At 35.9% G+C, this 12368-nt stretch carries 10 protein-coding genes and 2 tRNA genes; 6 read left to right on the top strand and 6 right to left on the bottom strand.

Features of this window, described 5'->3' with window-relative positions; translation table 11 throughout:
* The first annotated feature begins 72 nt into the window (after positions 1-72).
* The 4 genes from bet (at position 73) to ACFIMQ_RS07090 (ending at position 2896) form a co-directional block, all read left to right on the top strand.
* Positions 73-882: a phage recombination protein Bet gene (bet, locus tag ACFIMQ_RS07105; RefSeq protein WP_375703680.1), complete on the top strand. Its 810-nt coding sequence runs from the start codon at positions 73-75 to the stop codon at positions 880-882.
* A gap of 1 nt (position 883) precedes the next feature.
* The gene (locus ACFIMQ_RS07100; protein ID WP_375703683.1) at positions 884-1507 is read left to right on the top strand and encodes a lambda exonuclease family protein; all 624 of its coding nucleotides are present in this window, start codon (positions 884-886) and stop codon (positions 1505-1507) included.
* A 118-nt stretch (positions 1508-1625) separates the two neighbouring features.
* Positions 1626-1844 carry a hypothetical protein gene (locus tag ACFIMQ_RS07095; protein ID WP_375703679.1) on the top strand — a complete coding sequence of 73 codons (219 nt, stop codon included), beginning with the start codon at positions 1626-1628 and terminating at the stop codon, positions 1842-1844.
* 8 nt (positions 1845-1852) lie between these two features.
* Entirely contained in the window at positions 1853-2896 is a 1044-nt protein-coding gene (locus tag ACFIMQ_RS07090; RefSeq protein WP_375703678.1) for a tyrosine-type recombinase/integrase, read from the top strand.
* A gap of 1592 nt (positions 2897-4488) precedes the next feature.
* On the opposite strand, the gene ACFIMQ_RS07085 is transcribed toward ACFIMQ_RS07090, so the two are convergent.
* The 5 genes from ACFIMQ_RS07085 to ACFIMQ_RS07065 form a co-directional block, all read right to left on the bottom strand.
* Positions 4489-4565: transfer RNA gene (locus tag ACFIMQ_RS07085), tRNA-Arg, on the bottom strand.
* A gap of 39 nt (positions 4566-4604) precedes the next feature.
* Positions 4605-4910: an ETC complex I subunit gene (locus tag ACFIMQ_RS07080; RefSeq protein WP_375606624.1), complete on the bottom strand. Its 306-nt coding sequence runs from the start codon at positions 4908-4910 to the stop codon at positions 4605-4607.
* Between the two features lie 89 nt (positions 4911-4999).
* Positions 5000-5076: transfer RNA gene (locus tag ACFIMQ_RS07075), tRNA-Pro, on the bottom strand.
* Between the two features lie 710 nt (positions 5077-5786).
* Complete coding sequence (hdaA, locus tag ACFIMQ_RS07070) at positions 5787-6476, bottom strand: DnaA regulatory inactivator HdaA (RefSeq protein WP_375703677.1); 690 nt, start codon at positions 6474-6476, stop codon at positions 5787-5789.
* On the bottom strand, positions 6473-7684 hold the full coding sequence (locus tag ACFIMQ_RS07065; protein WP_375703676.1) for an AI-2E family transporter: 1212 nt from the start codon (positions 7682-7684) through the stop codon (positions 6473-6475). Before ACFIMQ_RS07065 ends, hdaA begins: the two co-directional genes overlap by 4 nt.
* Positions 7685-7842: 158 nt before the next feature.
* On the opposite strand from ACFIMQ_RS07065, the gene purM reads away from it, so the two are divergent.
* Both purM and purN read left to right on the top strand, forming a co-directional pair.
* The gene (gene purM, locus ACFIMQ_RS07060; RefSeq protein WP_375703675.1) at positions 7843-8934 is read left to right on the top strand and encodes a phosphoribosylformylglycinamidine cyclo-ligase; all 1092 of its coding nucleotides are present in this window, start codon (positions 7843-7845) and stop codon (positions 8932-8934) included.
* Positions 8931-9542, top strand: coding sequence for a phosphoribosylglycinamide formyltransferase (gene purN / locus ACFIMQ_RS07055; protein ID WP_375703674.1), 612 nt, complete (start codon positions 8931-8933; stop codon positions 9540-9542). The genes purM and purN overlap by 4 nt, the downstream gene beginning before the upstream one ends.
* A 276-nt stretch (positions 9543-9818) precedes the next feature.
* On the opposite strand, the gene ACFIMQ_RS07050 is transcribed toward purN, so the two are convergent.
* Positions 9819-12362 carry a response regulator gene (locus tag ACFIMQ_RS07050; RefSeq protein ID WP_375703673.1) on the bottom strand — a complete coding sequence of 848 codons (2544 nt, stop codon included), beginning with the start codon at positions 12360-12362 and terminating at the stop codon, positions 9819-9821.
* Positions 12363-12368: the final 6 nt, after the last annotated feature.

Raw genomic sequence — 12368 nt, 5'->3', positions numbered from 1 at the left:
CAACCAACCAGCCTTTTAACACAAGCGTGATTCACGCCACGGGAAAACTGTACGCAAATAAAGGAAAAAAACATGACAAATTCTTCTTTAACAACCATGGCTAGCAAATATGGGTTTTCTCATGATCAATTTCGAAAGACAATTATCAAAACATGTATCAATCATAACTTCTCTGATGAAGAGTTCGCTGCTTTTATCTCTGTTGCCAATACTTATGGTCTTAACCCTTTAACAAAAGAAATCTATGCACTCCCTAAAAAAGGCGGCGGAATCATTCCTGTTGTCTCTATTGATGGTTGGATTAAGATCATTAAGTCTAATCCTCAATTCGATGGTATGACCTTTCAAGATCAACTCGATAAAGACGGTAATATCATTGCTATCAAATGTGCTATTCGTCTCAAAGGCATTAAAGACCCTATTGAAGTCACCGAATATTTAAACGAATGCAAACAAAAAAGTGACACTTGGCAAAAATACCCAGCCCGTATGTTACGTCATAAAGCCACTATACAATGTGCTCGCTATGCTTTCGGGCTTTCCGGTATTTATGAAGAAGATGAAGCAAAACGTATCAATGAAACAAACCATAACCTACAAACGAAGTTAGTTTCTTATGATGTGCTTACGCAAATCAAACAATTAATAAACATCACTCAAACAGAAGAGGAAAAAGTCCTTGAGTATGGACGAGTCCAAAAGCTTGAAGATCTTCCTGATGAAGTAGCACAAAGGATTTTGGATGTTTTGCAAAAGAGACAGCATGAAAAAGAACAATCTTTCCTACAACAAAAGCAAATAGAGGTACCTATACAAGATGCCGAATACATTCACGTCCAAGATATCGAATATGCACCACAAGGACAAAGAACGGCGGTGTGATATGGAACAAAGGACAGCAGAATGGTTCCAAGCGCGCTTGGGTAAAGTCACCGCATCAAACATTTACAACATACTCAATAAAACTACAAAAGGATTGCCTACGAGCAAATATGAAGACTACAAAATCAAACTCATAACAGAGCGCTTAACAAGAGAAACAAGCCCCTATTATGAAACTGAAGATATGAGATGGGGTATCGAACATGAAGAAGATGCCTTGAGAGAATATGGCTTCATTTATGATGCCGATATAACAAAATGCGGCTTTATCCAACACCCCACAATAGAAATGGCGGGGGCTAGCCCCGATGGTCTCATTGGAGAAGACGGTTTAATCGAAGTCAAATGCCCGAGATCAGTAACACATATGCGCTTTTGTATAGGTGACGAAATCAAACCAGAATATCACGCGCAAATGCAATTCCAAATGGCTTGTACAGAACGAAAGTGGTGTGATTTCGTAAGTTATGATCCACGTTTTACGGGAGAATTCTTTCACTTGCGCATGAAAGTCAAGCGTGTTCTCCGTGATGATCAACAAATTGAACAGATCAATCAAGCTGTCCAAGCCTTTTTAGCAGAGATAGAACGAGAGATACAACAACTCTCTACAAAAGCTGCTTAACCTTATGGGGGTGCTTTGTTCCCCGCATATCTACGAGCACCCCCGCCCTTCTTAACACTTTCAAGTCATGCGTGATTCACGAAATGGGTGAATTGCGTCTCAATGTAGGAGAAAAGATATGGCGCCTCGTAAAGCTATCATAACACAACCAGCCATTGCTCGAGCTTTAAGAGAAGCTAAAAAACAAGGTTGTGAACTCATAGAAATCAAACCTACTGGTGAACTGCTTATCTATCTTAAAGCAGATATTCCGATACCAAACTCAACAGCACACCCAGACACACTTTTAGATTTGTCAAAGAATGAATATTACGAAATCGCACTCTCTAAGATGTAAAATTGATCATGCCAAAACCACGCCCTCCTCATCTCGTTAAACAAATTACCCAACATGGCAAAATCGTATGGTATGTACGTATTGGTCATGGAAAACGTATTAGAATACGCGGAACTTATGGAACGCAAGAGTTTGTTGACAACTACAAAAGCGCACTTGCCGAATTACAAGGGCTTATACTTCCTAAATCCAAAACCGGTAAGCTAGTCGAAGGTTCATTTGCATGGCTCCTTAAACAATACTTTAACAGCTCTAATTGGCATAGCTACACTAAAGCTACAAAAAAACAAAAAGAACTCATCCTTATGAAGGTATGTGATACCATAGGAAACATTCCATACAAAGCAATTGAAAAGAAACATATCATAGCCGGCGTTGAACGACGCAAAGAAACACCAGCAATGGCTAGAAACTTTCTGAAAGCCTTTAATGGGCTTTTTAATTGGGCGATTGACCAAGGTCTTTTAGAAAATAATCCAGCCTTAGGTGTTAAAAGACCAGCCCTTCACAACAAAGATGGATTTGCTGTTTGGACAGAAGAAGATGTTGAGAAATATTATCAAAGATGGTCCCATGGTACCCATGAACGCGTTTGGATTGATGTCCTTTTGTATACGGGTTTGCGTCGTGGTGATGTGGTCCGCATTGGTTGGAAAGATGTAAAGAATAATATCATTCATCTCAAAACAGAGAAAAGTAAATTCCAAACAGATGTCTTTCTACCTATTTTACCGGAATTAGCCAAAACGCTTGAAACTGGTCCTATTGGAGAAGAAACATTCATTTGTGGTAAAGAAGGTAAAAAACTAGTTAAAGAAAGTTTTGGCAACCTTTTTCGTGAGGCTTGTAACGTAGCGGGAATCAAAAAATCAGCACATGGCTTAAGAAAATTAGCAGCAACACGCGCAGCTAATTCTGGTGCAACAGTATCACAACTCAAAGCAATTTTTGGCTGGACAAATGATGCTATGGCATCTCTTTACACAAAGAGCGCAGACCGTAAAAAACTCTCTCTTGAAGCCATAAAAAAGCTTCAAAAAGATGAGGGATAGAGGCAAAAAAACTCAATAGAATCAAGATTCACCTATTCCCTTATATTAGACATAACTATTTTATTTTACTTGCTTTTTATTTGCCTGTCACGCCCACCATTCAACTTTATACTGCAAGTGACTTATTGATTTTATATATCCTTTTTCACTGTGAAAGGCATACAAATAAAAGTGAGAGGATATAAACTCCCAGCATTAGCTCTAAAAACGCATCCTTTGTTAATTTTTTTTATTTATTGAGTGCTTTCTGTAAAAGTGGATTCACATTTTTAACAAATCCACCTAAAGTTTCATAACTTAATGAATCTAAAAACCTTTTTATAAATAACCTTACAGCAAACATATACTTCTTTTTGAAAAAATATTGTTTATTTCCTGATCTATCCTCAATTTTTTTATTTCTCTCATCTCTATTGGCGTATACTTATTGCCAAAGCCATCAGATATAACAACAGTCAATAAAACGCTTGTTTTTTAGATTCGACATTTTAAGTTTAGCAATTACAGAGTGAAACAAAGTATTAAAAGAGTAGAAAACACCAACGAATCTTTTTATCCGCACTGCATTCCTACTGAAATAAAAAACAGTCAAAGATGACCTTGAATCGTACAAATTTAAGAACATTCAATCTTATCCCATAGCATTTTAGTGTGTAGATGATTGTTTAATACTAAAAGACCTCTAGCATGACGTACAAACTATAAAAAGATAAGATAGAACATTTTAAAATGTAAACCGGAATCTAAAAATTTAACGCTCCGAGATACAATTCATCTTCATTCACAATTCAAACAGCATATGTGCAAGATAGCCTATGAATACACAACACTATGCATTCTCAAACCTATAAACTAAAAAAACATAAACATTGCTGAGATCTATAGCTCTACCTGAGAAAAATCCACAGTGACAAGCACGTTAAATCAAATTGGTTCAAATATATCTCATTGAAAAAATATCTTATCTGTGCCCCATACCGCATCTTTTTATACAAAAAAACACTGAAGTCATCACTTGCTATAAAAGGAATAACCTTCATACGAGAAAATATATCCCACCCCTTCATGGAGCCGTCTGTAAGCTCCCATCATAAACAGATATCGTTTTTATTCTTAAAAGTTCCGTAAAACAGTTATAAATGGGGCCCATCACGCCGTGAAAACCAATCTTACCAAAGATCATACTCAAAAGACATAATAATGTTATTCATCTAAAAACAAAAAGAATCAATTTAGAATAGATATTGTTTTTGCAATTTTACCGGAATTAGCTGCAATGCTTAGCTATCATATAAGAAATAGGATATTTATTTTCAGAAAAATGAAAAAGAACGCGTAAAAGAAAATTTTGGCAATCTGTTTTGTAAAGCATCTAATACAGTAGATACTAAAAAATTAGTAATAAATAAAGTGAGCAGCAACTCATGTTTCTAATGCAGGAGCTACCCTATACAACTTCAAGCACTTTTGGGCTGAACAGAAGACAGATTGGCATCTCTTTATACCCAAAAAGCTGAGAAAATGCTTAGCAATAAAATTAAAGCAACAAAAACCCCCAATTTTTTGTGCCGCCTATTAATATCATTTAAACATGGTGATCCCGACAGGATTCGAACCTGTGACCCACGGCTTAGAAGGCCGTTGCTCTATCCAGCTGAGCTACGGGACCCAACTGATTATTTTCTCAATTCAAAATAGCATCTTTAATTCAATGTGTCCAAGGTTGCTGCCGATCACTGCGAAAATTATCAGAATAAGAAATAGCACGTCGAATCGATGTATGTTTCTTTTCTACACGGTAAGAGATAGCATTCTTACGTGCAAAAGCAATCGCTTCTTCTTTCCTATTAAATCGGATCCTTACCTGATTATTCATATCAGACGTTGCCGTGTATCCCATAAGAGGTTCAAGCATTTTTTCTTTCATCGGCTCATACTCTAGAACCCAAAAACTTGTATTCCCCTTACCTGACTGCATAGCTGTCTTAGCAGGACTATAAATACGTGCGATCATGTCTTTTTCCTTCAGATTACACAACGCTTGAATGATAGCTTCTCACCACACGTACCCAATTGGGTCATTCTCACACACTCAATCAAATATGGTCGGAGCGATAGGATTCGAACCTACGACCCCCTGATCCCAAATCAGGTGCGCTACCAGGCTGCGCTACGCTCCGCCATTTACATTTATTTGATGCACATTTCCTAAAATTTTCACAACAGAAGTGCAAGAGAAAAACACACTTTTTTTAAATTTTGTTGCATTTCTTTACAAAAAAGCACATTTTTCAATTTTTTCCCCTACTCAATAACAAATTTATTGACAAATAGTAGAAAATAACCTCCGTAAAAAATCCAATCTATATTAAAAAAGATGAATTTCTCTATAAGGACTTCATAATTTTTATCCTTTTTTAAGCAAGCTCTCACTGTATCAAAACGCATTCCACAGTTATAATTTTAGAAAAAAACGACTTAAATATCATAGAAAAATTTTCCCAAAGAGAACATAAGTCAAAGAATTCAGCTGTATTAAGCTTTTTTCTCCTCTTTTTCTATCTTCCCGAGAACTCTTTTATTAAAAATTCTAGAATTTTCGACAATCCAAATTCATAAATAATAAACATTTTTTTAAAGCACAAAGGTTTTATTATAAATAAATTAAAGCGCTCTTTTTAGAAAAATTTTCAAATGCGAAGATGAAAAGAATTCAACATCATACAATAAAATCTCAAAGTTATTAAAAATAAACACATGACAAAAGTAAAAAATACTATTTTTCTCTCTTATATAGATATCCAAAAAAGAGAAAATTTAAATGACTTGTCTTTCTACATATTGAAACGATAATAGAAGAACAGAATAAGTAAGCTATGATAAGGAGTATTTACGGATTTCTTCTATTCAAAACTTCAGCAATAACAGCACGTGTTATTTTGCTTTTTCTTTGTAATGCCAATTGATCAACAGAAACAATAACACGCTTCAATGAAAATAAAGAACGTTCACAACGACTTACAAGATAATAAACCGTATCTGGATGTACAATAAGTTGCCTATCGGAAAAAAGCTTAAAAGCAACAGCTGTTAACAATGCATCATCAGGCTGATTAATTTCAACGAACATCACCGAATTAAGACGACTTTTTAGATCATTTAACGTTAAATTCCAAGCGGAAGGAAGTGTTCGTGCCGTCATCAATAAAGTAGCTTGTCGTGCATCAAGATTTGTCTGCTTAATACTGTTAATTAAATGAAAAAGTTCTATCTCATTGATTTCACCAGCATCAATATCCTCTATTAAAAATGATCTGCCTAAAGAAGCTATAGTAACAGCCTGATCAATTTCATTGTGCTGAATTCTGAAAGCATCTGCTTTTTGGAGCCATATATTAGAAAAGTGCGTTTTTCCAGATCCTTCTGTGCCAACCAAAACTGCAATAGGTAAGCTCCAATTGGGCCAGTGATCAATAAGCTGAAAAGCCATACGATTGCTTTCCGTTACCACTAAATCCTCAAATTGAAAAATCGGATCATAAGGAAAATTTAAAGATAATTGCGTTTCACGCCCATTCATTTTAGCGGCTCCGAATTTCCCCTTTGCGAATACATCTGAGAACTCAGATAAGTATGAAGAGCAAAACGAACTAAGACGCCAACAGCCGCTGCCGCAGGAACAGCAACAAGCATACCAGTAAAACCAAAGAGTGAAGAAAAAGCAAAAAGTGAAAACATCAACCATACGGGATGTAATCCCACTGATGAACCTACAAGCTTGGGTTGAAGAATATAACCTTCAATAAATTGACCAATTAAAAAAAGTGCCATCACAACAATGATTCCCCCCCAATTATTGGGATAAAACTGGACCCATGCAATACCAACAGAAAGGACCAAACCACTCATTGTGCCGATATAAGGAATAAAGCTAATAAGGCCAATAAACATACCAATCAAAAGACTAAAATTGAGTCCTGCAATTGTTAAACCAATAGCATAATAGCCTCCCAATATGAGACAAACTGTTCCTTGTCCACGAACAAAGCCTGCGATAGCCCTGTCCATTTCATGAAAAATACTCCGAACAGTTTCAAGATGATCACGCGGTATTAACGAATCAATTGCTTTCACCATCCGTGGCCAATCTAACAACATATAAAATGCCACCACAGGTGCCACAACAAATAGGCTAACGATATTAACGATAGATTTTCCTGACTTTAAAAGTGAATTTAAAAGAGACGTAATAAAATCCGAACCTTCTCCCAAAAATCCTTTAATATTATTCCGTAATTCATTTGGATCACTTCCAAAATAGCGCCTTAACCAATCAAAATCATGCTCAACAAAAAAGGTTTGAATACGATTAATATAAACAGGTAAACCATCACTCATAAATTGCTGTATTTGCCAACTAATAACAGGAATCAAAATAACTAAAGAAGCAACAAAGGTAATAACAATAAATAAGGTAATAAGGACAGTCCCAAACACACGACGAATACCAAATTTTTCAAGTAATTGAACAATGGGATTGAGAAAATAAGCCAACACAATCCCTGCCACAAAAGGAAGCAAAATCGATCCAAAAACAAACATAAAAAGAATGAAAAAAATCAGCGTACCCAGCCAAAAAAAGATTTGTCTTTTCATATTATTCGGCAATGGTAATTGAGTATACGCTGGCACATAAGTCTTATAACGATCACGAGATGTATTCTCACTCACTTTCTTTCTCATAAGTTTCCAAGAAGACTGTCCGTGATTATCTGATATCTTGCTCATAAAATATCCTAAAAAAAACTTCACAAAGAATTATAAACAACTTCAAAATAAGCTACAAGAAAAGTTGCTTATTTTCTTATCAATATCTCTTGCAGAGAGAACTCTATCATGGCATTGCATAATATCAAAACCTGATTTTCCATTAAAGGAAGGCTCCAATGAGCAATCAAGATCTTATAAAGAATAAATCCAAAGTTGGCCTTACCTACGCAAAAGCCGGTGTAAACATCGATATGGGTAATGCCATGGTAGAAAAAATCAAACCCTTTATACGCGCTACAAAACGAGCCGGAGCAGATGCAGAAATTGGGGGGTTTGGTGGCCTTTTTGATTTAAAAGCCGCTGGCTTTACAGATCCTATCCTCGTAGCAGCCAATGATGGAGTGGGAACAAAATTAAAAATTGCTATCGAAGTAGGTCACCATAATACTGTAGGTATTGATCTCGTTGCTATGTGTGTCAATGATTTACTTGTACAAGGGGCTGAACCGCTCTTTTTTCTGGATTATTTTGCAACTGGAAAGCTTGACCCTGAACAAGGGGCGGCAATCATTTCTGGTATTGCAGAAGGGTGTAAACAAGCCGGTGCTGCTCTTATTGGAGGTGAAACTGCGGAAATGCCAGGAATGTATGCAAAGGGAGATTATGATCTAGCAGGCTTTGCTGTAGGAGCATGCGAACGCAGCAAGCTACTCCCTTCAAAAGATTTGACAGAAGGTGATATTATATTAGGTCTAAGCGCTTCTGGAGTTCATTCTAACGGCTTTTCGCTTGTTCGACGAATCATCCAGAAAAATTATCTCAAATGGAATGACCCTGCCCCTTTTTCCCCCGAAAAAAGCCTTGGTATAGCACTTCTTACACCAACACGCATTTATGTAAAATTGCTTCTTCCCATCATACAAAAATATGAAGGGATTAAAGCTCTTGCTCATATTACGGGTGGAGGCTTTCCTGAAAATATTCCACGTGTCCTTCCATCTTCTCTCTGCGCTGAAATTAATCTTTCTACCATCAATGTTCCCCCCGTCTTTTCATGGATTGCCAAACAAGGTAAAATAGAAGAAACAGAAATGTTAAGAACATTCAATTGTGGTATTGGTATGATCATTATCGTAGCACAGCATGCAGCTGAAACGATTACGCAAGCGCTTGAAAAAAAAGGAGAAACGGTGACTCCACTTGGCATTTTAACAAAACGCCAAGATCAAAATAAAGGGATACTTTATCAAGGAGTACTGAATTTATGAAACAAAAAATTGTCGTTTTTATTTCTGGTAATGGGTCCAATATGATCGCCCTTGCTCAAGCAAGCCAACAAAAAGAATATCCTGCTGAAATTGTCGCTGTTATTTGCGATAATCCGCATGCAAATGGTATTGAAAAGGCCCAAAACTATAACTTACCCATTCATATTGTTGATCGTAAAATCTACAAAACAAAAGAAGAGCATGAAGAAGATATTTTTACGATTTTAGATCAATATAAGCCCGATTTTCTTTGCTTTGCAGGGTATATGCGCCTTATCTCATCGCGTTTCGTAAAACTTTACGAAGGACGGATTTTAAACATTCATCCTTCTCTTTTGCCTTCATTTAAAGGCTTAAACACACATGAAAAAGTTTTACAAGCAGGTGTAAAAATCACGGGTTGCACTGTTCACCTTGTTACAGAAGACATGGATGCAGGAAAAATCCTCGCCCAAGCAGCCGTCCCCGTCTGTATCCATGATACCGCTGAGTGTTTAGCACAGAGAGTTCTTAAAGTAGAACATAAACTCTACCCCGAAGCTTTAAAAGCATTTATTGAAGGAAAGAGCAAAATGGTAGATACACAACAACAGCTCTTATCCTTTTGAGTGTATCAACAATCTATTAATCAGCATTTTTCAACGGTGTACACGCTGTTTGTTTTCAACTCCTATAAATGAACTCTATGAAAAGTTGACATGATAAAACTTATCTTTTCATAAATTTGTGTAGAATGTGCGAATTTTTTTGAATTTTAGTGCAATGTCTAAATTGTTCTTCTTTATCCAGTTTTTATTATCATGAACTCTCTTGATCAAAATACTCTCGTATTTCGCCTAAAAAATCTTAAAATACGCACTTTTTCTATTACATAAATTTTTCTATCATGACAAAAGGGTTTCTTTAACTGTTAGAGCTAACTGTTTGAGTGTAAAAGGTTTAGATAAAAAACCAAAAACAGCATCTTGTGGAAGATTTTTAGCAAAAGCATCTTTTGCATATCCAGAAACGAAAAGAAATTTGATATCAGGATATTTTTTACGGACTTCTTTAAGTAAAGTAGGCCCGTCCATTTCTGGCATCACCACATCGGAAACAATAATATCAACAATACCTTTTTTTTCCTCAAGAATAGAGAGTGCTTCCACCCCACTTGCTGCCTCTAAAACCGTATATCCTCTCATTTGAAGTGCTCTTACCCCCCCCATTCTGACAGCATCTTCATCTTCAACCAATAGGATAGTCGCAGATCCTGTTAGATCTACATTTTTATCTTTCTCTTCATCTTTTTCAATTTTCTGAGAAATTTCTCCTTTTATATCTGGGATATAACGAGGAAGAAAAATATGAAATGTTGCTCCTTCTCCCTCTTTGCTTTCACAATAAATGTACCCACCTGTTTGCTTGATAATTCCATAAACCATTGACAAACCAAGGCCTGTTCCTTTTCCAACTTCTTTTGTTGTAAAAAATGGCTCAAACATTTTTTCTTGTATAGCCGCAGATATACCACTGCCTGTATCTGAAATAGTCAATTGCACATACTCACCAATTGCTAAACCAAGATGATTAAATTCAGCACTTTGTTGTTTTGTAATATTGTTTGTCGCAATCGTAACAATACCTCCATCGAACATAGCATCACGCGCATTAATAACCAAATTCATAATAACACGCTGAAAAGATGCTTGATCGACTTCAACGCTCCACAAATCTCTTCCATGAATAATTTTTAACTGAATATTATTACCCAAAAGTGGTAAAATAAGATTGCGAATGTCTGATAAAAACTCTGTAAAATCAACTTCTTCAGGTCGAAGTGTTTGCTTTCTAGAAAAAGCTAATAATTGTTGTACAAGAGCCGCTGCACGATTAGCATTATTTTTAATATTGATAAGATCAGCATGAGCAGGATCAGAACTACGATGGGTATTTAAAAGAAGATCACATGACATTAAAATTGCTGTTAAAACATTATTAAAATCATGAGCAATACCGCCTGCCAATTGTCCAACAGCTTGCATCTTCTGACTTTGCATCATTTTATCTTCAAGCGTTTTTTGTTCTGTTGTTTCAATGACAGAGAGAATGACCAAATCTTGCAATGCATCACCATGATATGGTGGTACAGACATAACATGGAGACGTAAATGGCGTTCTTCATTTTTTTCTAAAACAGTTTCTAGAGAAACAAAATAATTTTTATTTGTCGCAATTTTCTGAAAGGCACGCTCTAACTGCGCACAATCACGACGAGAAATGACATCATAAAAATTGATCGTTTTATCCATGCATCCCGTGAGTGATGAAAAAGCATTATTCATATGAATCAATTGCCCTGCATGATCCACTACGGCTATTGCAAAAGGACTTGCATCAAAATATTCACCTAATACACTAGGTAATTTTAATGGGTTATTCTCTTCTTTTTGTACGTATTGTGGAATGATCACAATACGATAAATAGCTTCCTCCTCTAAAAGAGAAGAAGTAGATATAAAACAATGGAATATTTTTTCACACGTCGTCTGTGAATTTAAACATAACGAAAACCTATAAGGTAAAGAGTAACCTGAACTTTGATATCTGTTGGTTTGCAAACAAATATCATTCCATGAGCTCTTAGCTCCAACGCTATCAAATAACGGATCAAAATTATATTGACCAACTGAAAAATTCGCTAAATCCATAGAAAACCATTCGGCAAAAACAGCATTTGCATAAAGAATAGTTCCTTGTGTATTAACGGATACAAAACCAACAGGAGCTTGATCCAAGTGATTGATAGCCTCTTGAAGGTTCGAGAAAAAAACTTCTCGCGTTTGTTGTAAATGCGAAATATCAGCAATACGCCACAATAAAAGCTTTTTGTTCCGTTTTGTAATAGGTTGAATGGAGATATTATACCAAGCAGATTTTTTGGGTGTAGAATCGGTAAAAATCGGTTGCTCTACTCTTAATTCCTCTTGCGCTGCAAGATTATTACATGCTGCAACTTTTAAGCGATACGAAAGTGCACCTGCTCCTGGAAGATCAGCAATAACCATATAACAAGACGCTTCAGGCTTATAGGTCAAAATTTTTCGATAGCTTTGATTAGAATAATAAACAGAACCAGAAAGATCAGAGATTACAATTGCATCATCGCTCCTATTAAAGATGCTAAAATCACACTCTTCATGCAACCACAATGCATGGTATCTTAAAATTCCCATTCCACTCAAAACAAGTGTTGCAACACCGATAATTGCTAGAATCAAAAAAAATATCAACATAGTCTTTTGCAAATAGTTTTGTGGATAAAAAACACCTAAAATACCCACAATCAAAAGAAAAACTAATAAAAAGACAACACCAAAAATCTCAACTCTTCGATGAAAAGAAAACGAAGATATTGATTTTTCATTATTCCCAAAACCTTTATCCATCTCTCT

The organism is Bartonella sp. AD13SXNS, assembly GCF_042196465.1.
GTDB lineage: Bacteria > Pseudomonadota > Alphaproteobacteria > Rhizobiales > Rhizobiaceae > Bartonella.
Note: the sequence above shows the minus strand (reverse complement) of the source record. Positions and strands in the feature narration are given on the sequence as shown.